The organism is Pseudomonas sp. A1230 (assembly GCF_044218825.1).
GTDB lineage: Bacteria > Pseudomonadota > Gammaproteobacteria > Pseudomonadales > Pseudomonadaceae > Aquipseudomonas > Aquipseudomonas iridis.
Genome location: NZ_CP162582.1, coordinates 123,377 through 148,762 on the forward strand (window position 1 = coordinate 123,377; position 25,386 = coordinate 148,762).

A 25,386-nucleotide genomic window follows, 5' to 3' on the forward strand; every position below is an offset into this window, starting at 1 on the left:
GAGACCTTGGTGCAATCGGTTTGCGCGCTTGGTGTCAGGCGAATAGCCATACAAATCAAGCGGTTGTGTACTCAGGCGAGCACGTTTATAGGGGCGTGGCCATGGCCTTGCAGGGGATATTAATGGAGCGTATCTCCTGTGCTTCGGTTTGTTTTCAGACTAGTTAGTCATCTAGGCAAGTTGCTGTGACAACTTGGTTACATGACTATCTGCCCTGCGTAAGTTATCTCGTACAAACTCGGCGAGAATCGTTACCGGTGGTATGAGCTATGCATTTGGACGAAGTTCCTGTCCACTCATCGCGAAATCTGAAATTTCTTGAAATATTGTCGTAGATGGCACCAATCTCAATTTGATGGCACTTTCGTTTTCGACCTTTAATAACAGGCGAATAATCACGTTAGATAGTTTTGTGCCACTACCGTGAAAAAATTTAGGTGCCACTACTGAAAAAAATGATCAGTGTCGAGTGAAACTAATATTAGAAAAGAGGGTGTTGGTTTTATGGCGCCATAAAAATGGCGATATGTGGCGGGGGATTTTCGACATCGTGCGAGCTGCACGACTCTTGGTAGAAAGAGTCGTGCAATAGGCATGCTTTATTCGGGGGCGTGATCGCGCAGAAACACCAGATTGTCCGGTTTCGACTGTTCAGCGCTGTAGCGATAACCCTGAACATCGAACTGCTTGAGCTGGGCAGGATCGTTGATGCCTTCCTGGATCACGAAACGGCTCATCAGGCCACGGGCCTTTTTTGCGTAGAAGCTGATGATCTTGTACTGACCGTTTTTCAGATCCTTGAAATCAGCATTGATGATTCGCGCATTCAACGCGGTGCGTTTGACAGCTGAAAAGTACTCGTTGGACGCCAGGTTGAGCAGCAAATCATCGCCTTGCTCGGCCAATGCTTCATTCAGCCATTCACTGATGCGGGTGCCCCAGAACGCGTACAAATCCTTGCCGCGCGCGTTGGCCAGTTTGGTGCCCATCTCCAGACGATACGGTTGCATCAAGTCCAGTGGGCGCAGCAGGCCATAAAGGCCGGAGAGCATGCGCAGGTGTTTTTGCGCGTAATCGAAATTCGCCTCGCTAAAGGACTGCGCGTCGAGACCGGTGTAGACGTCACCCTTGAACGCGAGCAGCGCCTGCTTGGCGTTTTCCGGGGTGAACGCTGGCGTCCAGCTGCCGAAACGCGCGGCATTGAGCCCGCCGATCTTGTCGGAGACGTGCATCAGCTCGCTGATCTGTGCCGGCGATAGCTCGCGCAATTGCTGGATCAGTTCTTGGGAGTGGTCCAGATATTGCGGCTGGGTGAAGCGCTGGGTCGCCGGCGGCGTTTCGTAATCGAGGGTCTTGGCGGGGGAAATCACCATCAGCATGAAGTCGTCTCCTTTAATCGTGGAGGCGATTCTAGGGGGTTGGGGCGGTTGACTCCAGCTATCAGGCTCATAGGTGATCGACGGCTGGCCCCAATCCCCTGTGGGAACGAGCCTGCTCGCGAAAGCAGTGCATCAGTCGACTTCTAAGGCGGATCTGAATCCGTATTCGCGAGCAGGCTCGCTCCCGCATGGGAATCTGTGTTGCTGAGGGAACTGTGTGGGATCAGCTATAGTGCCGCCCGGGTTTTGTTACGGAGACATCCCATTGCGCATTGTTCTTTTATTCACCGCGTGGCTGTTGAGCTTCGGTGCCATCGCGGCGCCGGGCGATGTGGCGACGCTGGATCGCAGCACCTGGCCGGAGCAATTGACCAGCCCGACCCTGTTCGACGTTGCGTCCCGGGCGGAAATCCTCATGTTCGCCCGTGTTCTGCTCGGTACCGAGTCTATTGACGAAGCTGCCCTGTCCCAGCGCCTGGGCCTGCGCACGGTCAATATCGATGCAGTCAACAGCCTGCGCGAGCGCCTGTGGCAGCGCCTGCTTGCCAACTACAACTACGCCCAACAAAGTTGCGATCAGGACGCCTCGTTCTGCTTCCTCGTCGAAGACTTGCCAACGCTGCGTGAGCAGGCCGCCAAATTCGTCGTCAGCGATGACAGCTATTACACCAGGTGGGCCGAGCCAAGCCGGATCTTCCATCTGCAGTATCTGGACGAATTGCTGCGCAAGGCTGCGTTGTTTCCGCAGACCAGCAGCGAAATCGATCGTTTCGGCGACTATGAGCGCAACGGCGAGGAGATGCATGATCGACTGTTTCTGCTGACTTTCGACAGCGCCGCCAACGCGCAACCGGACAACACCGACTGGCTCACCGAGTACCTGCGCAAGGCCAACATGAGCGGCACGTTCTTCATGTTGGGCAAGGATATTCAGGCGCGACTGGGTGACCGTTCCGTGAGCGGCCTGCAAGCGACGTTCTCGCAGCAATGCGTCGGCGTGCAGGGTTGGGAGTTCCGCTCCCACAGCCATTGGCAGGACTGGCAGGATTCGGTGCGCCGCAGTGCCGATCTGGTGAAGAACAAACTGCCGGAAAATTATGTACCGCTGTTCCGTCCGCCGGATGGCCAGCGGCGTAGCGATGCACAAGGCTTCTTTAACACGCAGGGCCTGCAAGTGGCGCTGTGGGACATCGATGCCCAGGACGGCGCCGGCAAACTCAAAGGCCCGCAGAGTGCACAGCGAGTGCTGACCCTGATGCTGTTGTGGCGTCACGGGGTGATCAATTTCAACATGAAACAGGATGCCGTGAAGACCGCCATGCCGTGGCTGATAACGCAAACCGCGCAAAGCGGCATCGGTTGGGAAGACTGTCTGGACGGGTTTCGCTGAGAAACGAAGAAAGCCCGGAAACATTGGGCTTGGGGCAATTTTTTTGCAGAATTCGATGCAGGCGGACTTCCGACTTTAGCGAGGTCTGGACGGTCCGCCAAGGGCTTTTCGTCACTCTGCAAAATAAACTTCAAAAAACCGTCAAAGTGCTTTTTCCTGTCATGGGTTTTGGAGTATTACGAAGACAGACCGCCGAAACCTGCAACACAGGTGGCGTCTTCCAAGACCCACTTTGTGTGCAAGTCACCTGCCTCTTTCAATAAAAGCCCGGCAGATGAATCGGCAGTCACTTCGAGGCGCAGCACTGTAGAGGTATTGCGTCGAATGGCTCTGACAAAGGTGACCGAGTATGGATGATCACGGACGTAGCCCTTCCAACCAGCCAATCCTTTATGTACTCGATACCAACGTATTGATTCACGATCCAAACGCCCTGCTTAATTTCGAAGAACACCACGTCGCCATCCCGATGACCGTGCTGGAAGAGCTGGACAAGCTCAAGAGCGGCCATCACAGCGTTGCCGCCGAATGCCGCCAGGCTATCCGGCTGATCGACAAGACCCTGGGCGATGCCTCCCCCGAGGACGTCGAACTGGGCGTGCCGATTCAGCGCGGCAAGGGCGGTCCGAAGGGCTTGCTGTCAATTCTGATGAGCAAACAGGCCGAATCGAACCTGATTCTGCCCGAGCATCTGAACGACAACAAAATCATCAACCAACTCATCGATATGCACACCCGTGATCCGCAGAAACCTGTGGTTCTGGTGACCAAAGACATCAACATGCGCCTCAAGGCGCGCGCCTGCGGGATCGCGGCCGAGGACTACAGCACCGACCAACTGGTCGATGACGTGTCCCTGCTGCCCAACGGTTATCACAACATGACCGGCTCTTTCTGGGATCTGGTGAGCAAGGTTGAAACCCGTCAGGACCACGGTCGCACATGGCACGAAGTGAAGTTGATCGACAACTTGCCGGCGGTGCATATCAATGAGTTCATCATCGACGAGCAGGGCTTCGTTGGCTGGATCAAGGAGATTGACGAAGACCGCCTGCTGATTCTCGATCTGCATCAGGAACCCCTCTTGCACCAGGAAGCCTGGGGCCTCAAGCCGCGTGACATCTACCAGAGCCTGGCGCTGTACGCGCTGCTCGATCCGGACATCCATCTGGTCAACCTGTCGGGGGCGGCCGGTTCCGGTAAAACCATTCTGGCGTTGGCCGCTGCGATCGAGCAGACCATGGTCAGCAAGCGTTATCGGCGCATCATCGCCACCCGCAGCGTGCAGGGCCTGGACCAGGAAATCGGTTTCCTGCCCGGCACCGAAGCGGAAAAAATGGAGCCTTGGCTGGGCGCCATCACCGACAACCTCGAAGCCTTGCACATGGATGACGAAAATACCCATGGCAGCGTCGATTACATCCTCAGCAAAGTGCCGTTGCAGTTCAAATCGCTCAACTACATTCGCGGTCGCAGCTTCCAGCAGAGCCTGATCCTGATCGACGAATGCCAGAACCTCACGCCGCACCAGATGAAAACCATCATCACCCGTGCCGGCGCTGGTTCCAAAGTGGTGTGCCTGGGTAACCTCGCACAGATCGACACCCCTTACCTGTCCGCGACCAGCTCCGGGCTGACCTACCTGACCGAACGCTTCAAGGATTTCCCCAACGGTGTGCACATCACCCTGCAAGGGGTGCCTCGCTCGATCCTGGCTGAATACGCAGAGTCTCACCTCTAAGAGGAGCAGCTACAAGCTTCAAGCCGTAAGCTACAAGTGGCCCGAGTGAAATTCACTTGCCGCTTGAAGCTTGCGGCTTTCGGCTGTTTAAATGCGAGCTTTCCTGACGCCTGCCTACCGCGCTTTAACTTGCCGCTTGTAGCTTGCCGCTTGTAGCTGCCTCAAGGAGGCCCCCGTGCTGACTCATCTCGATTCCCAAGGTCGCGCCAACATGGTCGACGTCACCGAAAAAGCCGTGACGTTCCGTGAAGCGACGGCTCAAGCGCTGGTGCGCATGCTCCCCGAAACGTTGCAGATGATCGTCAGTGGCGGCCATCCCAAAGGCGACGTATTTGCCGTCGCGCGCATTGCAGGCATTCAGGCGGCGAAGAAAACCAGCGATCTGATTCCCCTGTGCCATCCGCTGATGCTCACTGGCGTCAAAGTCGAGCTCAGCGCTGAAGGCGAAGACACCGTGCGCATCGTCGCCCGTTGCAAATTGTCCGGGCAGACCGGCGTCGAGATGGAAGCGCTGACCGCTGCCAGCGTCGCCGCGCTGACTATCTATGACATGTGCAAAGCGGTGGATCGCGGCATGACCATCGAAAGCGTGCGTCTGCTGGAAAAGGTCGGCGGCAAGAGCGGGCACTTTCAGGCGGATCAAGCATGAAGCTGACAGTTAGGTTTTTTGCCCGTTACCGTGAAGCGCTGGGCGTTGACTCGGTAACGGTCGACGGTGATTTCACCACCGTCGATGACGTGCGCGCGCTGTTGGCACAGCGTGAAGGCGCCGAGGTATTGAGCGAGCAGAACCTGATGTGCGCACGCAACGAAGACTTGTGCCAGCTCGACGAGCCGGTGGTCGAGGGTGACGAAGTGGCGTTTTTCCCCACTGTGACCGGAGGCTGATCCATGGCGATTCGTGTGCAGGCCACGCCGTTAGATCCGGGTGCGGAAGTCAATGCGATGCACGCGGCCAATGTCGGCGTCGGCGCGGTGGTGAGCTTCGTCGGTTACGTGCGCGACTTCAACGATGGCCTGGATGTGGCGGGGATGTTCCTCGAACACTATCCGGGCATGACTGAAAAAGCCCTCGGCAAGATCGCCATCGAGGCCGAGCAGCGCTGGCCGTTGCTGAAACTGGAAGTGCTGCACCGCATCGGCGCGCTGGAACCGGGCGAGCCGATCGTGTTTGTCGGCGCTGCCAGCGCCCATCGCCAGGCTGCGTTCGACGCCTGCGCCTTCGTCATGGATTACCTGAAAACCCGCGCACCGTTCTGGAAGAAGGAAAACACCAGTGACGGCCCGCGCTGGGTGGAAGGGCGCGACAGTGATCATGCGGCGGCAGATCGCTGGAACAAGTAGTTCTTTAGCTTTCTTCAGTAAGCCATCGCTGGCAAGCCAGCTCCCACAGGTTTCAGTGGTGCGCGAAAAATATGTGCACGACGCGAAACACTGTGGGAGCTGGCTTGCCAGCGATGAGACCATCCGCAACACCAAAAACCTCGCAAACACTCTCTGCTTCCTAATTGACGACTTGTACCTATAAGTCCAATATGGATTTACAAGTACAAAAAACAGCTTCGTCTTGCCGCTCGTAGCTCTCCGCTCCCAGCTGCTCTTCTTCATCTTGCCAAACCAACAACAACCCGCGAGAGAATGAACATGAAGAAACTTCCCCTCATCACCGGTCTGGCCCTTAGCCTACTGGCGTGCAGCAGCGTGTTCGCCGCCGAGAAAACCCTGCGCATCGGCATTGAAGCGGCTTACCCGCCATTCGCCTCGAAAACCGACAAAGGCGAAATCGTCGGTTTCGACTACGACATTGGCAACGCCCTGTGCGCGCAGATGAAGGCCAAGTGCGTGTGGGTCGAGGGTGAGTTCGACGGTCTGATTCCTTCGCTCAAAGTGAAGAAAATCGACATGGCGCTGTCGTCCATGACCATCAACGAAGACCGCAAGAAGTCGGTGGATTTCACCCACAAGTACTACTTCACTTCGTCGCGGCTGGTGATGAAGGACGGCGCCACGGTCGATGATCAATACGCCAGCCTCAAAGGCAAGAACGTCGGCGTGCAGCGCGCAACCACCACCGACCGCTATGCCACCGAGGTGTTCGAGCCCAAGGGCGTCAACGTCAAGCGCTACAGCAACAACGAAGAGATCTACATGGACCTGGCAGCCGGTCGCCTTGATGCGATTTTTGCCGACACCATTCCGCTGAATGACTTTCTGTCGATGCCACGCGGCAAGGGTTATGCGTTTGTCGGGCCGGAGCTGAAGGATCCGAAGTATGTCGGCGAGGGGGCGGGGATTGCGGTGCGCAAGGGTAATACTGAGCTGGTAAGCCAGTTGAATAGCGCCATCGACGGGATTCGCGCCAGTGGCGAATATCAGAAGATTTCCGACAAGTATTTCAAGTCGGACATTTACGGCGACTGATCGTCCGCTATCGCTGGCAAGCCAGCTCTCACAGTGATCGAGTCGTACACATTTTGTGTACATCAAAATCCCTGTGGGAGCTGGCTTGCCAGCGATGGAGTCAGATCAATCACCGCGAATCTTCAGCCCTTTAATTCCTTCAGGTGTTTGTACACCGTCGCCCGGCCCATGTTCAGCACATTGGCCACGTAGTTCGAGGCACTCTTGCCCTTGAACGCGCCCTCGGCATGCAGCGCCAGCACCAGTTCACGTTTGTGATCGCGGGTCAGCAGATTCAGGCTCAGTTGGCGCTCGCGCAGCCAGGCGTGCAGGAACGTGTTGATGCGCTCCTGCCAGTCATCGCGAAACAGTGAGTCCGGTTGCGGTATCAGTTTGCTCGGCGACAGGAACAGGTCCAGCGCAGCCTTGGCATTCTCGAACAGCGAAATATTCAGATTGATGCACAGCACCGCCAGCGGCAGGCCTTCGCTGTCGCGCAATACGCTGCTCAGGCTGCGAATCTTCTGACCATCCCAGTTGAGTTTTTCGTACGGGCCGATGTTCCGCTCGCTGACATCCTCGCTGAGCATGTCTTCAAGTGACGATTCGTCACCGATCTCGCGTTTGGACAGATTGTTGGCGATGTAATCGACTTTTTGCGTGCGCAAATCGTGCAGCACCACTTCGGCGTGGGGAAAAAACAGTGTGGCGATGGCGTCGGCGATGGCCCGGAAGTTATCCAGTGCCGGGTCGAGTTCGGGGGCGGTCATGACAGTGGAGCTCCAGGCAGCGTCAGCGCCCACATGAACAGGGGCGCTGCGAGTTTGCCGCAATCGGTTGGGCGCGTCATCCGCAGCGCGGATTAACCGAGCCGGGCAGGGGAGAGCATGTTGCTGCTCAGGCCGAACTGGCGCAGTTGCTCGGGCAACGGCAAACCGCGCACCAGTGCGGCGCTGGCCTGGCCCATCGCCGGTGACGTCTGGATGCCGTACCCACCCTGGGCTGCGACCCAGAACAGGCCCGGCACCTGCGCATCGAATCCGCTGAGCAAATCACCGTCGGCAACGAAACTGCGCAAGCCGGCCCATGTTCGAGTCGGGCGGCGGATGGTCAGCGTCGTGGCTTCTTCGATCTGATAGATGCCCATGGCGATGTCCAGTTCTTCAGGCTGCACGTCGTGGGGTTCGACCGGGTCCGCGTTGGCTGGCGAGCCTAAGAACATGCCGGCATCAGGTTTCATGTAGAACGATTCGTCGAGGCTGACCAGCATCGGCCACTGATGAATATCGACACCTTCTGGCCCGGCGAAGATGAAGGCGGCGCGGCGTTTCGGTTGCAGGCCCAGCGATTGTGCACCGGCCATTGCGCCGATCTTGTCAGCCCAGGCGCCGGCGGCGTTGATGATCACTGGCGCGCTGAAGGTCTGGCCATTGGTCTGCACCTGCCAGACATTGTTGGCATCGCGCTCAAGCCCCAGCACCTGGCAGTCGGTGTGCACCTCGCCGTGGTTGCGGCGGATCCCGCGCAGGTAGCCTTGATGCAGGGCGTCGGTATCGATGTCACAGGCTGTCGGGTCGTAAATCGCCCCGTGGACTTTTTCCCGGCGCAGGATTGGCAGGCGCGCGCAGGCTTCATCGGCGCTGAGCCGTTGCATTTCCGGCACCGTGGCTTTGGCGCTCAGGTACTGGTTGTTGAGTTCGGCGGCGTCACCGGTGAAATCCACGGTCATCTCGCCGCGCGGGGTCAGCAGCGGGTGCTCGCAGAAACCGGCCGGCGGCTGGTCGAAAAACTCACGGCTGGCCTGAGTCAGCGCGCGTACCTGCGGTGTGCCATAAGCCGCGGTGAACAGGGCGGCGGACCGCCCGGTGGAGTGATAGGCCGGGTGAGACTCACGCTCCAGCACAATCACTTTGGCGTGGGTCGACAGCCAGAAACCGGTGGAAGCGCCGGCAATCCCGCCGCCGATGATGATGAAATCTGCCTGGCTCATGAAAAAACTCCACGTTGAACTGCAAAGTTGAAGTTGTCGCAAATCCTGTGGCAGCCAGGCTGCCCCGCGATGGCATCACTACGGTTTTTCTGACGAACCGAGGCGTCTGCATCGCGGCCAAGCCCGCTCCCACAGGGATCGAGGTGTCAGTGCTTCAGGTGATAAATCGCATTCGCCAGGGCGATGTCTTCCAGCCCTAGACCGATCGAGCGGAAAAACACGTGACGGTGGTAATTGGGGCGTTGCACTTTTTCACTGAGCAGATCGGCGAGGTCACCCATGATCGAGTCCGTGCTCCAGCCATGTTGCTCAACAGCAATCAGCATCTCGCCCGCCGAGCCCGGCGTGGTCAGACGATAGTCGCAGAACACCTGCATGTCGTTGAGGCTTTGTGGCGGCACCTCATGGGCGCGGGGGGCGTTGGTGCTGATCGACGTGATCAACGCAGGTTTGCTCAGTGCCGCCGGGTCGATCACCGGCCCCGCGGACGAAGTGCAGAGCATGATCACATCGGCATCGGCGAGGGCGGCTTCAAGACGGGTTGCAATCGTCAGTCCGGGAGTAGCGGCTGTGAGCAGCGCCTGGGTTTCAGGATCCTCTTGCAGGCTCGGCGAATACACACTGATGCTTTGCCAGTCGCGTAAAGACTTCACGTAATGCAGATGCGCCTGTGCGACTTTGCCGCTGCCGATGATCGCCAGTCGCCGCGCATCCAGCGGAGCGAGGGCATCGACGGCCACTGCGGTGGTCGCAGCCGTACGCGCTGTGGTGAGTTCGCCGGCATCGCACAGCAGCAAGGGTTGGCCGGTCTGCATCGACATCAACAAGGTCCACGCGGTCACCAACGGGCCTTGCTCGCGGACGATGTACGGCGAGGTCTTCACGCCGTACATACCGTCTTCGGCCAACACACCCAGGTAATTGATGAAGTCACCAGCGCCCTGCGGGAACTCCACCAGTTGCTGCGCCGGTTGAACCGCGTTACCGGCGGCGAGATCGCGGAACAGTTTGCGCAATGTCTGCGGCACATCAATGCGGGCCAGCAGCTCACGGGCCTGGGTTTGGTCGATCACGTAGGGCGTACTGGACATGTCAGGCTCCGGAAGCGAAATCTAAACTTATTTGTCTATTATGGACTTTTAGTTTTGCCGGGCAAGATCCTCCGGAAAAAAAGCCGGGCACAAAAAAAGCGCAGTCCGTTGCCGGCTGCGCTTCTCTTCTATCGTGTCACTTACTCTGGACGCTTGCGCTCAACTGCACGCAACAGATGCGTGGGAGGTGTTTCACAGCTGATCTTGCGGCCGAGCTTCTCTTCGATGGACGGCAACTGATAGGAGTCGTCTTCACCGGCAAAGCTGATCGACACGCCATCGGCGCCGGCACGACCGGTACGGCCGATGCGGTGCACGTAATCGTCCGGGACTTCCGGCAGAGTGAAGTTGATGACGTGGCTGATGCCGTCGATGTGGATGCCGCGACCGGCAACGTCGGTGGCGACCAGTACGCGAATCTTGCCTTCACGGAAACCTTCGAGCGTCTTGATGCGCTTGTGCTGCGGCACGTCGCCAGACAGTTGCGCGGCGTTGATGCCATCACGCACCAGGCGTTCTTCGATTCGGCGCACTTCGTCTTTGCGGTTGGCAAACACGATCACCCGCTCCCAGCCGTTATCGTTGACCAGGTTGAAGAGCAGTTTGTATTTGTCGGCAGCGGCCACGGCAAAGATGTGCTGCTCGACATTTTCGTTGGCCACGTTCTGCGATTCGATCTCGACGATCGACGGGTCGGTGGTCCATTGCTTGGCGAGGTTCATCACGTCTTCGGTGAAAGTCGCGGAGAACAGCAGCGTCTGACGTTCGCTTTTCGGCGGGGTCTGGCGAATGATCTGCCGAACCTGCGGGATGAAACCCATGTCGAGCATGCGGTCGGCTTCGTCCAGCACCATTACTTCGACCATGTCCAGATGGACGTCGCCGCGCTGGTTGAAGTCGAGCAGGCGGCCCGGGGTCGCAACGAGGATGTCGCAGTGGCGCGCTTCAAGGTGCTTGAGCTGCTTGTCGAAATCCATGCCGCCGACAAACGTCATCACGTTGAGGCCGGTGTACTTGGTCAGGTCGGCGGCGTCTTTTGCAATCTGCACCACCAGCTCACGGGTCGGCGCGATGATCAGCGCACGGGGTTCGCCCATGTAGCGTTCTTTCGGCGGCGGGGTCTGCAACAACTGAGTGATGATCGAGATCAGGAACGCGGCGGTTTTACCGGTACCGGTCTGGGCGCGGCCGATGGCGTCTTTGCCGGCGAGGGTGAAACCCAGCACCTGTGCCTGAATCGGCGTGCAATAAGGAAAGCCCAGATCCTGAATGGCGTGCATCAGTTCTGGAGAAAGCTTGAAATCGTGAAAGCGGGTTTTGCCTTCCTGAGGTTCGACGACGAAGTCTTCAAGTTTCCACGGGATGACTGGAGCCTTGGGCTTGGGTTCGCGACGCGGCTTGAGCGGTTTTGGCGCTTCGCTGCGGGCAGGCTCGGCGGCGATTGGCGCGGCCGGTGCAGGTTGCGGTTCTTGCTTCGGTGTCGCTGCGGGAGCGGGGCGGTCGGCCTGCGGGGCATCGTTGCGATGACCGGGGGCGTGCGACGGCGCACGGGTAACTGGCGCGAGCTGCTCAGCCTCGCTTTTACCGAACATTTTCTTGAGTGCTTCGAGCACGGTCATCTCATCAATTGGTTAAGGAATGTACGCCGGCCAGTGTAATGCAAGAAACGGGCGCGGCGTAGTGTGATGATCAAAGGGCGGACGTTGTGCGGATAATCAGCGCAGGCGCTCGCTCAGCCAGGTACCGATATCGCGAATTTCCTCGGGTAACACTTCGTGCTCCATTGGGTATTCCTGCCATGTCACGGTGACACCATGGGCTTTCAGATACTCATAAGCTGTGCGGCCCATCGAGTTTTGCACCACGTTGTCGAACTGACCGTGCAATGACAGCACCGGAATTCGTTGCTGACTGGCAGATAACTGCAGTTCCTCACTGAACGTTGGCGCATACGTCGACAACGCCATCACGCCACCCAACGGTCCCTGCCATTTCAGAAAAGCGGTGTGATAGACCACGGCGCCACCCTGGGAGAAACCCGCGAGAAAAATCCGCGAGGCGTCTATTCCGCTGGCGCGCTCGTTTTCGATCAATTCAATGACGTGATTGGCCGACGCTTCCAGTTCATCACGATCGATCGCGCGCGCCGGGCTCATGGCTTTGATGTCGTACCAGCTCGGCATGGCATATCCGCCATTTATCGTCACTGGACGGGTCGGCGCCTGCGGCAGTACGAAGCGTGTGCTCAGCAGGCTTTCCTGCAACGCCTCGGCGACCGGCAGAAAGTCAAAGCGGTCGGCGCCGAGGCCGTGCAGCCAGATCACGCAGGCGTCTGCGGGCTTAACAGGCTGAAGAATCAAGGGCTCGGTCATGTCTGCTCCAAATATGTGCGGGCGCTCTCATTGAGTGCGTGATTGAAGTGCGCGCCCGGTTGATCCGTTAAGAAGATGTCGCAAGGGTACAAGTTTTGCTATTGACCTGTCGCTTATGTGCTTCAGCGGCCGGTGTGGTACGGGCTTTGCTATGGCTTGAAGCGTGCAACCGATCTCGCGTCTGGCGGTAACACTATCAGTGAACGCCTGACGATGGGATGCAAAGAATCCGGTAATGGATGTTCGCCAATGGCCGCCATGGGCTTAGCGAATATGAAAGGGCTACAGCCCGTTCGGCCAATTGGTGAGAAGTGAGTTGTCCATGATGTGGATTTTCTCCTGAAACACTCATAGCGAAGGTCTTTACGTCGGTTGACCCAATAAAAAGCCAACTAGGGTCAACACCGCCTCAAAAGGGTGCGACTGGACTCAAGCTCCGACACAACAAGAGCAAAACTGGAGGTTTGAATGAAGATGTTGAAATCCACTCTGGCGATCGTGACTGCAGCAGCAGTACTCGGCGTCAGCGGGTTCGCTCAGGCGGGTGCAACCCTGGATGCCGTGCAGAAGAAAGGTTTCGTGCAATGTGGCGTGAGCGACGGTCTGCCGGGCTTCTCGGTACCGGACGCTACCGGCAAGATCCTCGGCATCGACGCTGACTTCTGCCGCGCAGTAGCTGCTGCCGTATTCGGCGACGCAACCAAGGTCAAATTCAGTCAGTTGAACGCCAAGGAGCGTTTCACCGCGCTGCAGTCCGGCGAGATCGACATCCTGTCGCGCAACACCACAATGACCAGCTCCCGTGATGCGGGCATGGGCCTGAAATTCCCGGGCTTCATTACCTACTATGACGGCATCGGCTTCCTGGTAAACAACAAGCTGGGCGTGAAGAGTGCCAAAGAGCTGGACGGCGCAACCATCTGCATCCAGGCCGGTACTACCACCGAGCTCAACGTTTCCGACTACTTCCGCGGCAACGGTCTGAAATACACCCCAATCACCTTCGACACCTCCGATGAAAGCGCCAAGTCGCTGGAATCCGGTCGTTGCGACGTGCTGACTTCCGACAAATCCCAGCTGTTCGCCCAGCGCAGCAAACTGGCTTCGCCGAAAGACTACGTGGTTCTGCCGGAAACCATTTCCAAGGAACCACTGGGTCCAGTCGTGCGTAACGGCGACGACGAGTGGCTGGCCGTGGTGCGCTGGACTGGCTACGCCATGCTCAACGCTGAAGAGGCCGGCATCACTTCGAAGAATGTCGAAGCTGAAGCCAAGTCCACCAAGAATCCGGACGTCGCTCGTATGCTCGGCGCTGACGGTGAGTACGGCAAAGACCTGAAACTGCCGAAGGACTGGGTCGTGCAGATCGTCAAGCAGGTCGGCAACTACGGTGAAGTGTTCGAGAAAAACCTCGGCAAGAACACTCCGCTGGAAATCGACCGTGGCCTGAACGCCCTGTGGAACAACGGCGGCATTCAGTACGCACCACCAGTGCGCTAATGGTTCTATCACCCGGCGGGCCAACCGCCGGGTGATGTTCTTGTTCCATTTTTTCCGGGGCACTTCATGCAAAAATCAATCGGCGCACCAAAGCAGAGGCTCAGCCTCAGCGATCCGCGAGTGCGCGCCTGGGTATTTCAGATCGTCACTATCGTGGCCGTCGTCTCCCTGGGCTGGTTCCTGTTCGATAACACACAAACCAACCTTGAACACCGGGGCATCACCTCCGGCTTCAGCTTTCTGGAGCGCAGTGCCGGGTTCGGCATCGCTCAAACCCTGATCGACTACACCGAAGCGGACAGCTATGCCCGCGTGTTTGTGATCGGTCTGCTCAATACATTGCTGGTGACCATCATCGGCGTGATCCTGGCGACTCTGCTGGGCTTCATCATTGGTGTCGCGCGTCTTTCGCCAAACTGGATCATCAGCAAGCTGGCGACCGTGTATGTGGAAGTCTTCCGCAACATTCCGCCCCTGCTGCAAATCCTGTTCTGGTACTTCGCGGTGTTCCTGACCATGCCGGGACCGCGCAACAGCCACAACTTCGGCGACACTTTCTTTGTCAGCAGCCGTGGCCTGAACATGCCGGCCGCGCTGGCAGCTGATGGTTTCTGGGCATTCGTGATCAGTGTTGTGGTGGCCATCGTCGGCATCGTGCTGATGTGCCGCTGGGCCAATAAGCGCTTCGAAGCGACCGGTGAGCCGTTCCACAAGTTCTGGGTGGGTCTGGCGATTCTGCTGGTGATCCCGAGTTTGTGCGCGCTGATCTTCGGCGCTCCGCTGCACTGGGAAATGCCCGAGCTCAAGGGCTTCAACTTCGTTGGCGGCTGGGTGCTTATCCCGGAACTGCTGGCCTTGACCCTGGCCCTGACCGTTTACACCGCGGCGTTCATCGCCGAAATCGTGCGTTCGGGGATCAAGTCGGTCAGCCACGGCCAGACCGAAGCGGCCCGTTCACTCGGTTTGCGTGAAGGCCCGACCCTGCGCAAGGTAATCATTCCCCAGGCTCTGCGGGTGATCATCCCGCCGCTGACCAGCCAATACCTGAACCTGGCGAAGAACTCCTCGCTGGCCGCCGGTATCGGTTATCCGGAAATGGTTTCGCTGTTCGCCGGCACCGTGCTGAACCAGACCGGTCAGGCGATCGAAGTGATTGCGATCACCATGAGCGTGTACCTGGCGATCAGTATCAGCATTTCCCTGCTGATGAACTGGTACAACAAGCGCATTGCGCTGATCGAGCGGTAAGGAAAAGCGCATGAGTACTCATACTTTCAAACCCGACATGCCCCCACCGAGCAGTAGCATCGGCGTAGTGGCATGGATGCGCGCGAACATGTTCTCCAGCTGGCTCAACACCTTGCTGACGCTGTTCGCGTTCTACCTGATCTACCTGATCGTTCCGCCGATTCTGGGGTGGGCGATCCTCGACGCAAACTGGGTCGGCACCACCCAGGCCGATTGCACCAAGGAGGGCGCCTGCTGGGTGTTCATCCAGCAACGCTTCGGTCAGTTCATGTATGGCTACTACCCGACCGGCCTGCGCTGGCGCGTGGACCTGACCGTATGGCTGGCAGTGATCGGCGTGGCGCCACTGTTCATCTCGCGCTTCCCGCGTAAAGCTGTGTACGGGCTGAGCTTTCTGGTGATCTATCCGATTGTCGCCTGGTGCCTGCTGCACGGCGGCGTATTCGGCCTGCAAACCGTCGCGACCAGCCAATGGGGCGGCTTGATGCTGACTCTGGTGATTGCCACCGTCGGTATCGCTGGCGCCTTGCCGCTTGGCATCGTGCTGGCGCTGGGTCGGCGTTCGAACATGCCGGCGATTCGAGTGGTCTGCGTGACCTTCATCGAGTTCTGGCGCGGCGTGCCGTTGATCACTGTGTTGTTCATGTCTTCGGTAATGCTGCCGCTGTTCCTGCCCGAAGGCATGAACTTCGACAAGTTGCTGCGGGCGCTGATCGGCGTGATCCTGTTCCAGTCGGCCTACGTGGCTGAAGTGGTGCGCGGCGGTCTGCAAGCGATCCCTAAAGGTCAGTACGAAGCGGCGGCTGCAATGGGCCTGGGCTACTGGCGTTCGATGGGCCTGGTGATTCTGCCGCAAGCCCTGAAAATGGTGATTCCCGGCATCGTCAACACCTTCATCGCGCTGTTCAAGGACACCAGTCTGGTGATCATCATCGGCCTCTTTGACCTGCTCAACAGCGTCAAACAAGCCGCTGCCGATCCGAAATGGCTGGGCATGGCCACCGAAGGCTACGTGTTTGCCGCCCTGGTGTTCTGGATTTTCTGTTTTGGTATGTCGCGCTATTCCATGCATCTGGAACGCAAGCTCGACACTGGCCACAAGCGTTAGGAGTTCTGTAATGAGTGAAGCAATCAAAAAGCCTGTGAGCCCTGAAGGCATTATTCAGATGCAGGGCGTCAACAAGTGGTATGGCCAGTTCCACGTGCTGAAAGACATCAACCTCAACGTCAAACAGGGCGAGCGTATCGTCCTGTGCGGCCCGTCGGGTTCCGGCAAATCGACCACCATTCGTTGCCTCAATCGTCTGGAAGAACACCAGCAGGGCCGCATCGTCGTCGATGGCGTGGAACTGACCAACGACCTCAAGCAGATCGAAGCGATCCGCCGTGAAGTCGGCATGGTGTTCCAGCATTTCAATCTGTTTCCGCACCTGACCATTTTGCAGAACTGCACCCTGGCGCCGATGTGGGTACGCAAGATGCCCAAGCGCAAGGCCGAGGAAATCGCCATGCATTACCTGGAGCGCGTACGCATTCCGGAGCAGGCGCACAAGTATCCGGGGCAACTGTCCGGCGGTCAGCAACAACGTGTGGCGATCGCCCGCGCGCTGTGCATGAAACCGAAAATCATGCTGTTCGACGAACCGACTTCGGCGCTCGATCCTGAGATGGTGAAAGAAGTGCTCGACACCATGATCGGTCTGGCCGAAGACGGCATGACCATGCTCTGCGTAACCCACGAAATGGGCTTTGCCCGCACCGTGGCCAATCGCGTGATCTTCATGGACAAGGGCGAGATCGTTGAGCAGGCGGCACCGAACGACTTCTTCGATAATCCGCAAAATGAGCGGACGAAGCTGTTCCTGAGCCAGATTCTGCATTGATGGCTGATGTGTAAAACGAACCCGGCCTTGTGCCGGGTTTGTTTTTTTGGGGGTCAGGATACGGTGAGGGTTTCGTGTTCTTTGTGCTCGGTGTATTTGAACGCTCCGCGCAAGTCTGCCCCTTCGCCCAGGGTTTTGACGTCGGTCAGCAAGTAGGGGTATCGATCCAACAGTCGCATCAGCAACATCAGCGCCTTGGGTGGTAATGTTTCGCCGCGCTCGTAGCGAGAGAACGCGTTATGCCCTCCACCGGAGAGCAGTTGCACCGTCTCTTTTTGCGTGAGATGCAGTTTGCGCCGGATACGCTTCATCTCGGCCCCGATCATTTGCCTTGCAGCGATAACCAGCTCGTCACCTGCTTTCGTGTAGCGTTCAGCACTATCGGTATCGTCATCCCACTCGACTTCCCCGCACTGCTGGCATTCCCAACCAGATAGATGATCCACGCGGCGTTCCATGCCTTTGACACTCAGGGTCTCGCCGCGCCCCTCGAAATGTCTCATTCCCTCACGTGCACCGCAGCTGACACATTGCCGGGTTTTCATGGGTTTTTCTCCTTGAAGGAGATCACCGGGGGGCCGCCGCCGGGGCGGTAGGTCACCTTGATGTAAATCTCCAGGTCTTTTGAGTTGATGTGATACACGTCTTGCCAGACTCGATGATCGTCGTAGCTGGTCATCGATTTGTACAACATCCTGTTCTGCAATTCGAAAACGATCTCTTGCATCTCTTTGAAACCAAAACCTAGATCCAGACCGGTTTTTTCCGCGGTCTTGGTGAAGGCTTGTCTGCCAAGCCGCCGGACCTCAGCCTTAATCACCGCCAAGTCGTAATGGGGCGTGTTCTTCTCCATAAGAAACCAAACCCTGTCCCTGAAATTACCCTCTAAGGGTAATTTTGACTAATCGAAAATCCCGCTTCATTTCCCTCCAATTGACCCTAGGTGGTTGCCGTCCTACACGGGTCTGACTAACATGTCAGAAAATTCATCCTATGATTGGATGAAAGGGCGAATCCTATGTCAGACATTTCTCCTCTTGTTAAACGGTCCTTGGTCGATCAGGCCTTGGATCAATTGCGTCAGCGCATCAACAGCGGCACCTGGCAGGTCGGCGAGCGATTGCCTACCGAGCCCGAGCTGTGCGCCGAGCTGGGCATCAGCCGTAACACCGTGCGTGAGGCCATGCGCGTGCTGGCGTTTTCCGGGTTGATTGAAATTCGCCAGGGCGACGGTAGTTATCTGCGTGCGGTGATTGATCCGCTGGACACCCTCAAGGCGCTCTCGCGTTGTTCGCTGGAACAGGCGCGGGAAACCCGGCATATCCTTGAGGTCGAGGCCATCGGCCTCGCGGCGTTGCGCCGCACCGATGAAGACCTCGTCGCCTTGCGTGAAGCGCTCGGCACAAGCGGCAGCCATTACCACGGCGATCTCGACACCTACATCGCCTGCGATCTGGTGTTCCACCGCCGTTTGGTCGACGCCGCGCATAACCCGACACTCAGCGAGCTGTATCGCTATTTTTCCAGCATCGTCGGCGCGCAATTGCGTCAGACGCTGAACATCGTTCCGCGCCGTCAGGAAGTGTTCGACCTGCACATCGAGTTGCTCGATGCCGTCGAACAACGCGACCCGGAACGGGCCAAAGCCTTATCCAGGCAGTTGATCAATGAACCTTGAAACCGAGAAATCCATGCCCCGCAACGAGATATCCACAGCCCCGAAACGCACGGCAGAGCTCGAAGAGCTGCTGATCGATGCCGAGGCTGATGACGAACAAGTACAGCAAAGCCATCCGCTGGTGCGCCGGCCATGGCTGTTGCTGCTGGGCTTGATTCTGGTGGCGCTGAACCTGCGTCCGGCGCTGTCGAGCCTGGCGCCGCTGCTTAGCGACGTATCGAAAAGTCTCGGGCTGTCTGCCGCTCAGGCGGGTCTGCTGACCACGTTGCCGGTGCTGTGCCTGGGTCTGTTTGCACCGCTGGCGCCGATTCTGGCGCGGCGTTTTGGTGCCGAGCGAGTGGTGTTGGGAATTCTCCTGACCCTCGCAGGCGGGATTATCCTGCGCAGCAATTTCGGTGAGATCGGTCTGTTTGCCGGCAGCGTATTGGGCGGCGCCAGTATCGGCATCATTGGCGTGCTGCTGCCGGGCATCGTCAAACGTGACTTCGCCAAACACGCCGGTACCATGACGGGCGTTTACACCATGGCGCTGTGTCTCGGTGCCGCGATGGCGGCGGGATCGAGCGTACCGTTGAGTGAGCACTTCGGCAGCAGTTGGGCAGTGGGTCTGGGTTTCTGGGTGATTCCGGCGCTGGTCGCTGCGGTGTTCTGGCTACCACAAGTAGGGCAGAAACACGGTGCGCACAATGTCGCTTATCGCGTGCGCGGACTGTTGCGTGATCCGCTGGCGTGGCAGGTGACCTTGTACATGGGCCTGCAATCGTCGCTGGCCTACATCGTGTTCGGCTGGTTGCCGTCGATCCTGATTGGTCGCGGTCTGACGCCGACCCAGGCCGGCCTGGTGCTGTCCGGTTCGGTGATCGTCCAGCTCGCCAGTTCACTCGCGGCGCCGTGGCTGGCGACTCGTGGCAAGGATCAGCGTCTGGCGATCGTGGTGGTGATGTCGCTGACCCTCGGCGGTCTGTTCGGTTGTCTGTATGCGCCGATCGAAGGCCTGTGGGGCTGGGCGATTCTGCTCGGTCTGGGGCAGGGCGGTGCATTCAGTCTGGCGCTGACGTTGATCGTACTGCGTTCGCGTGACTCCCATGTCGCAGCCAACCTGTCGAGCATGGCCCAGGGTTTCGGCTACACGCTGGCCTCGATGGGGCCGTTTGCAGTCGGCGTTGTGCATGACTGGACGGGCGGCTGGAATGCGGTGGGCTGGATCTTCGGCATCATTGGCACGGGGGCGATCATCGCGGGCCTCGGTGCCGGGCGGACGCTGTACGTGCAGGTCACAAGCGAAAAGATCTGAATAGCGCAGTTCCCCGTGGGAGTGAGCTTGCTCGCTCCCACAGGTTTTATCGTCGCCTGAAGGCCAAGAAGGGTATTCGGTGGGCGAATGCCGATAGTGTTTCCGCGCTTTGCAGATTATCGTGCTGGCAATCTGTCCATTCCTTGGAGTTTGCCCATGAGTGACGCCCACGCTGCGTTGATCACCCGCTTCTATCAGGCTTTCCAGCGACTCGACGCCGAGGCTATGGCTGCGTGTTACACCGACGATGTGGTGTTCAGCGACCCGGCCTTTGGTGAGCTGCGTGGGCGCGATGCTGGCGACATGTGGCGAATGCTCACCACCCGCGCCAAAGACTTCTCGCTGACTTTCGACAACGTTCGCGCCGATGAGCGCAGCGGCGGTGCGCATTGGGTGGCGACGTATTTGTTCAGCCAGACCGGCAACGTCGTGGTCAACGATATCCAGGCACGCTTCGTGTTCCGAGACGGCAAGATTTGCGAGCACCACGATCATTTCGATCTGTGGCGCTGGTCGCGTCAGGCCTTGGGTTTCAAAGGTCTGCTGCTGGGCTGGACGCCTCTGGTGCGCAACGCAGTGCGTGCCCAGGCGCTGAAGGGATTGAAGGCATTTCAGGCCGGTCGCTGATAAGATCGCGGCCTGTTTCCTACGCGTCTTGATCCCGAAGTGACCAGCCTTAGCGAAAAATCTGTCGATGTTGTCGAGCCAGTGAGCAAGTCCTGGTTCGTCTACCTCGTGCGCGCGGCCAACGGTTCGTTGTATTGCGGGATCAGCAACGATCCCGCGCGCCGTTTTGCCAAGCACCAGAGCGGCAAAGGCGCGCGCTTCTTCCTGTCCAGCCCGGCCACGGCATTGGTTTACACCGAGCTTTGTCGCGACAAGAGCGACGCTTTGCGGCAGGAGCGGTTGATCAAAAAACTGCGCAAGAGCGCGAAGGAGTGTCTGGTCGCGTCTTATCAATCTGACTGATCGGTTCCCATCAGCCAGATCTGTAGGCTGCTAAGTAAATGCGCGCTAAGCTGCCGACTCACTTTCTGAGCGGCGGAGCCGAGCATGTCCGAGTTGATTCTGCATCATTACCCGACCTCTCCATTTGCCGAGAAGGCCCGTCTGCTGCTGGGCTTCAAAGGTCTGTCCTGGCGCTCGGTGAATATCTCGCCGGTAATGCCGAAACCGGATCTGACCGCCCTGACCGGTGGTTATCGCAAAACCCCAGTGCTGCAGATCGGCGCTGACATCTATTGCGACACTTCGTTGATCGCCCGCCGCCTGGAGCAAGAGAAGGCGCAGCCGTCGTTTTTCCCCGAAGGTCAGGAGATGACCACCGCCAGCTTCGCGACGTGGGCCGACTCGGTGGTGTTCCAGCATGCCGTCAGTCTGGTGTTCCAGCCGGAATCGGTTGCCGTGCGTTTCGGCAAATTACCGCCGGAAGCGATCAAGGCGTTTATGGCCGACCGTGCCGGCCTGTTCAGTGGCGGCAGCGCCACGCGTTTGTCTACCGAGCAGGCCAAGCATCAATGGCCGACGATCATGGCGCGTCTGGAGCAGCAGTTGCAGCGCGAGCAAGGTGACTTCCTGTTTGGCGGTCCATCGATTGCCGACTTTGCTTTGGCGCACCCGATGTGGTTTCTCAAGGCGACCCATGTGACAGCGCCTATGGTGGATGAGTATCCAGCCGTCGTCGCGTGGCTGGGACGTGTGTTGGGCTTCGGGCATGGCGCTGCGAGCGAAATGACGTCCGAGGAGGCGCTGGAGGTTGCACGCAATGCGACGCCAGCGGCATTGCCGGATGAACAGTTTGTTGACCCGAACGGGTTCAAGGCAGGCCAGCAGGTGGCAATTGCCGCGACGGATTACGGGGTTGATCCGGTGGTGGGTGAGTTGCTGTTTGCCGGTCGTGAGGAACTGATCGTGCGTCGAGGAGACGAGCGTGGCGGCGTGGTGCATGTGCACTTCCCGCGTTTCGGTTTCCGTATCGAAGCACGCTGATTTTTCAAGTCAGATGCAAACCTGTGGGGGCGAGCCTGCTCGCTCCCACAGTTATTTCAGGGCAGCGAGGATCTCGTCCGGATCAAATCCGCGAATCAACGTGCCATTCACATCGATCAGCGGAATCCCGCGTCCACCCAGTGCCTCGTACGCCTTGCGCGCCTCGGCATCCTTCTCGATGTCGAATTCCTTGAACGCAATCCCCTTGCTGTCGAGAAAGCGTTTGGTCTGCTTGCAGTAGCCGCACCAGTCTGTGGCATAGAGCACGACATTAGCCTGCGCCCGCGTCTGCTCAGCAACCATCTGCGACGGGTTGAACACCCGCTCGATCTTGCCCCAGTTCTGATAAACCACGACCACCAGCAGAACCAGCGCGACCTTCTTCAGCACATTGCCGAGCATCAGTTGCGGCGCTTCAGCTGATCGGTCAGCGAGGTTGGCAGACCCTTGATCATCAGGGTGCCGTTCTCTTCGTCGTACTCGATCTTGGAGCCCAGCAGGTGCGCCTCAAAGCTGATCGACAGACCCTCGGCGCGACCGGTGAAGCGACGGAATTGATTCAAGGTGCGTTTGTCCGCCGGTATCTCTGGCGACAGGCCGTAATCCTTGTTGCGGATGTGATCGTAGAAGGCTTTCGGGCGTTCTTCGTCGATCAGCTCCGAGAGCTCTTCCAGGCCCATTGGCTCGCCAAGTTTCGCCTGGCTGCTGGCGTAATCGACCAGCGTCTTGGTTTTCTCGCGAGCGGACTCTTCCGGCAGGTCTTCGCTCTCGACGAAGTCACTGAAAGCCTTGAGCAGGGTGCGGGTCTCGCCCGGGCCGTCGACGCCTTCCTGGCAGCCGATGAAGTCGCGGAAGTATTCCGAAACCTTCTTGCCGTTTTTGCCTTTGATGAACGAGATGTACTGCTTGGACTGCTTGTTGTTCTGCCACTCGGAAACGTTGATCCGCGCGGCCAGGTGAAGCTGGCCGAGGTCGAGGTGGCGTGACGGGGTCACGTCCAGCGAGTCGGTGACGGCCACGCCTTCGCTGTGGTGCAGCAGAGCGATGGCCAGATAATCGGTCATGCCTTGCTGGTAGTGGGCGAACAGCACGTGGCCACCGACCGACAGGTTCGACTCTTCCATCAGCTTCTGCAGATGCTCGACCGCCACTTTGCTGAATGCGGTGAAGTCCCTGCCACCTTCCATGTACTCCTTCAGCCAGCCACTGAACGGGAACGCGCCAGATTCCGGATGGAACAGACCCCAGGCTTTGCCCTGTTTGGCGTTGTAGCTCTCGTTGAGGTCGGCGAGCATGTTCTCGATGGCCGCTGACTCCGCCAGTTCAGAATCACGGGCGTGCAGAACTGCGGGCGTGCCGTCGGGTTTTTTGTCGATCAGGTGGACGATGCAATGACGGATCGGCATGGGCTTCTCGGCTGTTGGATGGGAGGAGGGCAGGCTCCCCCGAAAAAGCGCCCAGTGTACCGCAATCACTGGTTTTGGCGCCGGGTGAAGGGCAAATCCTGGGCGCTGTGCGGCCCTTATGCAGTTTTTTACCGGTTTAGAGCAATAAAGCTGACCAAATGGGTAGCTAGAGGCGGATATTTCCTTGTCTCTGTGCTAGTTTTGCCCGGTCTTACGCGAAGTCACTGCGTTAAGCGTGCAATCAGCATTTGTCAGGTCGAACCAAACCCTGATTTCGGTATCTATAACCCGACTCGTCGCGGTTATCGCCGAGGGTGCCAGATCCAGAAGATCGGGCTCGATGGCTGACACTGCACTCTGCAATCCATATGAATTTGATAGGGAAGGAACACTACATGGCTCTTACTAAAGACCAACTGATCGCCGACATCGCTGAAGCTATCGACGCGCCGAAAACCACCGCGCGTAACGCTCTGGACCAACTGGGCCAAATCGTTGCCGATCAGCTGGAAAACGGCGGCGAAATCACTCTGCCAGGTATCGGCAAGCTGAAAGTGACCGAGCGTCCTGCCCGCACTGGCCGTAACCCTTCGACTGGCGCTGCCATCGAAATCCCTGCGAAGAAAGTGATCAAGCTGGTTGTGGCCAAAGGCCTGACCGACGCTGTGAACAAGTAAGACGCAGCAATAAAAAACCGTGCACCGGAGCGATCCGGGCACGGTTTTTTTGTGTCTGCGATTTGGCAATGCCGCGCGATCCCATGTGGGAGCGAGCCTGCTCGCGAAAGCGGTAGGTCAGTCGATATTAAAGTTGACTGACCCGCCGCCTTCGCGAGCAGAATTGACCTGCGTCGGTCAATGCAATGTTTAGCGCGTCCAGCGCTCGCGACGCCAGATCTGCTGTTCGGACTTGGTCTGGAAGGTCCAGGCCACGAAACGGCTCTGTTTCTGCCCTTGAGACATTTCCACCACCTGGCTTTCCAGTACGCCAGCCTTTTTCAGCGCGGTTTCGATGGCCGGCAGGTTGGAGGCTTTCGACACCAATGTGCTGAACCACAGCACCTTGTGCTGGAAATTGGCGCTTTCGGCGATCAGTTGCGTCACGAAACGCGCTTCACCCCCCTCGCACCACAGCTCTGCCGACTGGCCGCCGAAGTTCAGCACCGGCAACTTGCGTTTCGGATCAGCTTTACCCAGTGCGCGCCATTTGCGCTCGCTGCCCTTGGTCGCTTCGTCCATCGAGGCATGGAACGGCGGGTTGCACATGGTCAGGTCGAAACGCTCGCCTGGCTCCAGCAAGCCGATCAGGATGTGCTTGCGATTCTCCTGCTGGCGCAGCTGGATGACCTTGCTCAGGTCGTTCGACTGGACAATCGCCTTGGCCGCTGCAACGGCCGTCGGGTCGATTTCCGAGCCGAGGAAGTGCCAGCGGTATTCACTGTTGCCGATCAGCGGATACACGCAGTTGGCACCCATGCCGATGTCCAGCACATTGACGATCGCGCCGCGCGGCACCTTGCCGTCGTTGATGCTCGCCAGCAGGTCCGCAAGAAAGTGCACGTAATCGGCACGGCCCGGAACCGGAGGGCAGAGGTAGTCTGCCGGAATGTCCCAATGCTGAATGCCATAGAACGACTTGAGCAGCGCACGGTTGAACACGCGCACCGCGTCGGGGCTGGCGAAGTCGATGCTTTCCTTGCCGTACGGGTTGGTGATCACGAACTTCGCCAGTTCCGGCGTGGTTTTGATCAGTGCCGGGAAGTCGTAACGACCCTGATGGCGATTGCGCGGGTGCAGGCTGGCCTTTTCCCGCGGTTCCACGGCTTTGGCCGAGGTGGCGGAATCAGGCTTCTTGCGCGGCGGGCGAGGTGTACGGGGGGCGTTCATGGGCGTGGTCGATTCGGGTATGGCTGAAAGTGGTGGGTATTGTCCCACATTGACGACTTATACGCCGAACCCATGTCGGAGATGCCGCAGGGCATGTGTGGCGGGCATAAAAAAGGGAGGCCATTACGGGCCTCCCTTT

27 protein-coding genes are annotated in these 25,386 nt (G+C 58.4%); 16 read left to right on the plus strand and 11 right to left on the minus strand.

From position 1 onward, the window contains the following. Positions 1–599: 599 nt before the first annotated feature. Positions 600–1,379: a peroxide stress protein YaaA gene (gene yaaA / locus AB4P97_RS00585; RefSeq protein ID WP_042557757.1), complete on the minus strand. Its 780-nt coding sequence runs from the start codon at positions 1,377–1,379 to the stop codon at positions 600–602. A gap of 265 nt (positions 1,380–1,644) precedes the next feature. On the opposite strand from yaaA, the gene AB4P97_RS00590 reads away from it, so the two are divergent. From AB4P97_RS00590 to AB4P97_RS00615, 6 genes are all read left to right on the plus strand, one after another. Beyond that, positions 1,645–2,769, plus strand: coding sequence for a polysaccharide deacetylase family protein (locus AB4P97_RS00590; protein ID WP_115146329.1), 1,125 nt, complete (start codon positions 1,645–1,647; stop codon positions 2,767–2,769). A 349-nt stretch (positions 2,770–3,118) separates the two neighbouring features. Then, positions 3,119–4,510 carry a PhoH family protein gene (locus AB4P97_RS00595; RefSeq protein ID WP_042557759.1) on the plus strand — a complete coding sequence of 464 codons (1,392 nt, stop codon included), beginning with the start codon at positions 3,119–3,121 and terminating at the stop codon, positions 4,508–4,510. 175 nt (positions 4,511–4,685) lie between these two features. Beyond that, a complete protein-coding gene (gene moaC / locus AB4P97_RS00600) occupies positions 4,686–5,159 on the plus strand; it encodes a cyclic pyranopterin monophosphate synthase MoaC (RefSeq protein WP_042557760.1) in 474 nt (157 codons plus the stop codon). Then, the gene (moaD, locus tag AB4P97_RS00605; RefSeq protein WP_042557761.1) at positions 5,156–5,398 is read left to right on the plus strand and encodes a molybdopterin converting factor subunit 1; all 243 of its coding nucleotides are present in this window, start codon (positions 5,156–5,158) and stop codon (positions 5,396–5,398) included. The genes moaC and moaD overlap by 4 nt, the downstream gene beginning before the upstream one ends. A 3-nt stretch (positions 5,399–5,401) precedes the next feature. Continuing rightward, positions 5,402–5,854: a molybdopterin synthase catalytic subunit MoaE gene (gene moaE, locus AB4P97_RS00610; protein ID WP_395601948.1), complete on the plus strand. Its 453-nt coding sequence runs from the start codon at positions 5,402–5,404 to the stop codon at positions 5,852–5,854. A gap of 300 nt (positions 5,855–6,154) precedes the next feature. Further along, positions 6,155–6,931, plus strand: coding sequence for an ABC transporter substrate-binding protein (locus tag AB4P97_RS00615; protein WP_047299830.1), 777 nt, complete (start codon positions 6,155–6,157; stop codon positions 6,929–6,931). A gap of 122 nt (positions 6,932–7,053) precedes the next feature. On the opposite strand, the gene AB4P97_RS00620 is transcribed toward AB4P97_RS00615, so the two are convergent. The 5 genes from AB4P97_RS00620 to AB4P97_RS00640 form a co-directional block, all read right to left on the minus strand. Next, on the minus strand, positions 7,054–7,680 hold the full coding sequence (locus tag AB4P97_RS00620; RefSeq protein ID WP_150597492.1) for a transcriptional regulator: 627 nt from the start codon (positions 7,678–7,680) through the stop codon (positions 7,054–7,056). A gap of 92 nt (positions 7,681–7,772) precedes the next feature. After that, the gene (locus tag AB4P97_RS00625; protein WP_047299832.1) at positions 7,773–8,900 is read right to left on the minus strand and encodes an FAD-binding oxidoreductase; all 1,128 of its coding nucleotides are present in this window, start codon (positions 8,898–8,900) and stop codon (positions 7,773–7,775) included. A gap of 146 nt (positions 8,901–9,046) precedes the next feature. After that, positions 9,047–9,991, minus strand: a complete 945-nt coding sequence (locus tag AB4P97_RS00630; protein ID WP_395601949.1) for an ornithine cyclodeaminase family protein — start codon at positions 9,989–9,991, stop codon at positions 9,047–9,049. Between the two features lie 140 nt (positions 9,992–10,131). Continuing rightward, positions 10,132–11,610, minus strand: coding sequence for an ATP-dependent RNA helicase RhlB (rhlB, locus tag AB4P97_RS00635; protein ID WP_395601950.1), 1,479 nt, complete (start codon positions 11,608–11,610; stop codon positions 10,132–10,134). Between the two features lie 96 nt (positions 11,611–11,706). Further along, complete coding sequence (locus tag AB4P97_RS00640) at positions 11,707–12,363, minus strand: alpha/beta hydrolase (protein WP_395601951.1); 657 nt, start codon at positions 12,361–12,363, stop codon at positions 11,707–11,709. A gap of 468 nt (positions 12,364–12,831) precedes the next feature. On the opposite strand from AB4P97_RS00640, the gene AB4P97_RS00645 reads away from it, so the two are divergent. The 4 genes from AB4P97_RS00645 (at position 12,832) to AB4P97_RS00660 (ending at position 16,994) form a co-directional block, all read left to right on the plus strand. Continuing rightward, positions 12,832–13,863 carry an amino acid ABC transporter substrate-binding protein gene (locus tag AB4P97_RS00645; RefSeq protein ID WP_042557768.1) on the plus strand — a complete coding sequence of 344 codons (1,032 nt, stop codon included), beginning with the start codon at positions 12,832–12,834 and terminating at the stop codon, positions 13,861–13,863. A 66-nt stretch (positions 13,864–13,929) separates the two neighbouring features. Next, the gene (locus tag AB4P97_RS00650) at positions 13,930–15,111 is read left to right on the plus strand and encodes an amino acid ABC transporter permease (protein WP_042557769.1); all 1,182 of its coding nucleotides are present in this window, start codon (positions 13,930–13,932) and stop codon (positions 15,109–15,111) included. Between the two features lie 10 nt (positions 15,112–15,121). Then, on the plus strand, positions 15,122–16,219 hold the full coding sequence (locus tag AB4P97_RS00655) for an amino acid ABC transporter permease (protein WP_047299835.1): 1,098 nt from the start codon (positions 15,122–15,124) through the stop codon (positions 16,217–16,219). A gap of 10 nt (positions 16,220–16,229) precedes the next feature. Next, complete coding sequence (locus AB4P97_RS00660; protein ID WP_007905492.1) at positions 16,230–16,994, plus strand: amino acid ABC transporter ATP-binding protein; 765 nt, start codon at positions 16,230–16,232, stop codon at positions 16,992–16,994. A 53-nt stretch (positions 16,995–17,047) separates the two neighbouring features. On the opposite strand, the gene AB4P97_RS00665 is transcribed toward AB4P97_RS00660, so the two are convergent. Together AB4P97_RS00665 and AB4P97_RS00670 are read right to left on the minus strand one after the other, a co-directional pair. Further along, positions 17,048–17,539, minus strand: a complete 492-nt coding sequence (locus AB4P97_RS00665; protein WP_261737176.1) for a type II toxin-antitoxin system MqsA family antitoxin — start codon at positions 17,537–17,539, stop codon at positions 17,048–17,050. Next, a complete protein-coding gene (locus AB4P97_RS00670; protein WP_115146336.1) occupies positions 17,536–17,847 on the minus strand; it encodes a type II toxin-antitoxin system MqsR family toxin in 312 nt (103 codons plus the stop codon). Before AB4P97_RS00670 ends, AB4P97_RS00665 begins: the two co-directional genes overlap by 4 nt. 165 nt (positions 17,848–18,012) lie before the next feature. Here AB4P97_RS00670 and AB4P97_RS00675 point away from each other — a divergent pair, with 165 nt between their 5' ends. The 5 genes from AB4P97_RS00675 to AB4P97_RS00695 all read left to right on the plus strand — a co-directional run bounded on the left by AB4P97_RS00675 (position 18,013) and on the right by AB4P97_RS00695 (position 21,955). Beyond that, the gene (locus tag AB4P97_RS00675; protein ID WP_115146337.1) at positions 18,013–18,672 is read left to right on the plus strand and encodes a FadR/GntR family transcriptional regulator; all 660 of its coding nucleotides are present in this window, start codon (positions 18,013–18,015) and stop codon (positions 18,670–18,672) included. Beyond that, positions 18,662–19,966 (plus strand): CynX/NimT family MFS transporter, encoded by a 1,305-nt coding sequence (locus AB4P97_RS00680; RefSeq protein ID WP_200610974.1) that lies wholly within the window; start codon positions 18,662–18,664, stop codon positions 19,964–19,966. Before AB4P97_RS00675 ends, AB4P97_RS00680 begins: the two co-directional genes overlap by 11 nt. A 156-nt stretch (positions 19,967–20,122) precedes the next feature. Continuing rightward, complete coding sequence (locus AB4P97_RS00685; protein ID WP_042557775.1) at positions 20,123–20,593, plus strand: nuclear transport factor 2 family protein; 471 nt, start codon at positions 20,123–20,125, stop codon at positions 20,591–20,593. A 39-nt stretch (positions 20,594–20,632) separates the two neighbouring features. Next, positions 20,633–20,935 carry a GIY-YIG nuclease family protein gene (locus AB4P97_RS00690; protein WP_042557776.1) on the plus strand — a complete coding sequence of 101 codons (303 nt, stop codon included), beginning with the start codon at positions 20,633–20,635 and terminating at the stop codon, positions 20,933–20,935. Positions 20,936–21,019: 84 nt separating this feature from the next. Continuing rightward, entirely contained in the window at positions 21,020–21,955 is a 936-nt protein-coding gene (locus AB4P97_RS00695) for a glutathione S-transferase family protein (RefSeq protein WP_042557777.1), read from the plus strand. Between the two features lie 51 nt (positions 21,956–22,006). Here the strand turns inward: AB4P97_RS00695 and AB4P97_RS00700 are convergent, their stop codons facing one another. Together AB4P97_RS00700 and yejK are read right to left on the minus strand one after the other, a co-directional pair. Continuing rightward, positions 22,007–22,357, minus strand: a complete 351-nt coding sequence (locus AB4P97_RS00700; protein WP_008083649.1) for a glutaredoxin family protein — start codon at positions 22,355–22,357, stop codon at positions 22,007–22,009. Next, on the minus strand, positions 22,357–23,361 hold the full coding sequence (yejK, locus tag AB4P97_RS00705) for a nucleoid-associated protein YejK (protein ID WP_042557778.1): 1,005 nt from the start codon (positions 23,359–23,361) through the stop codon (positions 22,357–22,359). The genes AB4P97_RS00700 and yejK overlap by 1 nt, the downstream gene beginning before the upstream one ends. Positions 23,362–23,756: 395 nt before the next feature. Here yejK and AB4P97_RS00710 point away from each other — a divergent pair, with 395 nt between their 5' ends. After that, on the plus strand, positions 23,757–24,038 hold the full coding sequence (locus AB4P97_RS00710; protein WP_003221909.1) for an HU family DNA-binding protein: 282 nt from the start codon (positions 23,757–23,759) through the stop codon (positions 24,036–24,038). A gap of 189 nt (positions 24,039–24,227) precedes the next feature. Here AB4P97_RS00710 and rlmF read toward each other — a convergent pair whose 3' ends face one another. Continuing rightward, on the minus strand, positions 24,228–25,247 hold the full coding sequence (rlmF, locus tag AB4P97_RS00715; RefSeq protein ID WP_047299839.1) for a 23S rRNA (adenine(1618)-N(6))-methyltransferase RlmF: 1,020 nt from the start codon (positions 25,245–25,247) through the stop codon (positions 24,228–24,230). Positions 25,248–25,386: the final 139 nt, after the last annotated feature.

Bases quoted from the DNA above. Each gene is read 5' to 3' on its own strand.
- moaE (WP_395601948.1), top strand. From the start codon at position 5,402: ATGGCGATTCGTGTGCAGGCCACGCCGTTAGATCCGGGTGCGGAAGTC.
- yejK (WP_042557778.1), bottom strand. From the start codon at position 23,361: ATGCCGATCCGTCATTGCATCGTCCACCTGATCGACAAAAAACCCGAC.
- AB4P97_RS00595 (WP_042557759.1), top strand. From the start codon at position 3,119: ATGGATGATCACGGACGTAGCCCTTCCAACCAGCCAATCCTTTATGTA.
- AB4P97_RS00700 (WP_008083649.1), bottom strand. From the start codon at position 22,357: ATGCTCGGCAATGTGCTGAAGAAGGTCGCGCTGGTTCTGCTGGTGGTC.
- AB4P97_RS00640 (WP_395601951.1), bottom strand. From the start codon at position 12,363: ATGACCGAGCCCTTGATTCTTCAGCCTGTTAAGCCCGCAGACGCCTGC.
- rlmF (WP_047299839.1), bottom strand. From the start codon at position 25,247: ATGAACGCCCCCCGTACACCTCGCCCGCCGCGCAAGAAGCCTGATTCC.
- rhlB (WP_395601950.1), bottom strand. From the start codon at position 11,610: ATGACCGTGCTCGAAGCACTCAAGAAAATGTTCGGTAAAAGCGAGGCT.
- AB4P97_RS00685 (WP_042557775.1), top strand. From the start codon at position 20,123: ATGAGTGACGCCCACGCTGCGTTGATCACCCGCTTCTATCAGGCTTTC.
- AB4P97_RS00645 (WP_042557768.1), top strand. From the start codon at position 12,832: ATGAAGATGTTGAAATCCACTCTGGCGATCGTGACTGCAGCAGCAGTA.
- moaD (WP_042557761.1), top strand. From the start codon at position 5,156: ATGAAGCTGACAGTTAGGTTTTTTGCCCGTTACCGTGAAGCGCTGGGC.
- AB4P97_RS00695 (WP_042557777.1), top strand. From the start codon at position 21,020: ATGTCCGAGTTGATTCTGCATCATTACCCGACCTCTCCATTTGCCGAG.
- AB4P97_RS00660 (WP_007905492.1), top strand. From the start codon at position 16,230: ATGAGTGAAGCAATCAAAAAGCCTGTGAGCCCTGAAGGCATTATTCAG.
- AB4P97_RS00650 (WP_042557769.1), top strand. From the start codon at position 13,930: ATGCAAAAATCAATCGGCGCACCAAAGCAGAGGCTCAGCCTCAGCGAT.
- AB4P97_RS00670 (WP_115146336.1), bottom strand. From the start codon at position 17,847: ATGGAGAAGAACACGCCCCATTACGACTTGGCGGTGATTAAGGCTGAG.
- AB4P97_RS00625 (WP_047299832.1), bottom strand. From the start codon at position 8,900: ATGAGCCAGGCAGATTTCATCATCATCGGCGGCGGGATTGCCGGCGCT.
- AB4P97_RS00630 (WP_395601949.1), bottom strand. From the start codon at position 9,991: ATGTCCAGTACGCCCTACGTGATCGACCAAACCCAGGCCCGTGAGCTG.
- AB4P97_RS00675 (WP_115146337.1), top strand. From the start codon at position 18,013: ATGTCAGACATTTCTCCTCTTGTTAAACGGTCCTTGGTCGATCAGGCC.
- AB4P97_RS00680 (WP_200610974.1), top strand. From the start codon at position 18,662: ATGAACCTTGAAACCGAGAAATCCATGCCCCGCAACGAGATATCCACA.
- AB4P97_RS00620 (WP_150597492.1), bottom strand. From the start codon at position 7,680: ATGACCGCCCCCGAACTCGACCCGGCACTGGATAACTTCCGGGCCATC.
- AB4P97_RS00665 (WP_261737176.1), bottom strand. From the start codon at position 17,539: ATGAAAACCCGGCAATGTGTCAGCTGCGGTGCACGTGAGGGAATGAGA.
- AB4P97_RS00655 (WP_047299835.1), top strand. From the start codon at position 15,122: ATGAGTACTCATACTTTCAAACCCGACATGCCCCCACCGAGCAGTAGC.
- AB4P97_RS00710 (WP_003221909.1), top strand. From the start codon at position 23,757: ATGGCTCTTACTAAAGACCAACTGATCGCCGACATCGCTGAAGCTATC.
- yaaA (WP_042557757.1), bottom strand. From the start codon at position 1,379: ATGCTGATGGTGATTTCCCCCGCCAAGACCCTCGATTACGAAACGCCG.
- AB4P97_RS00615 (WP_047299830.1), top strand. From the start codon at position 6,155: ATGAAGAAACTTCCCCTCATCACCGGTCTGGCCCTTAGCCTACTGGCG.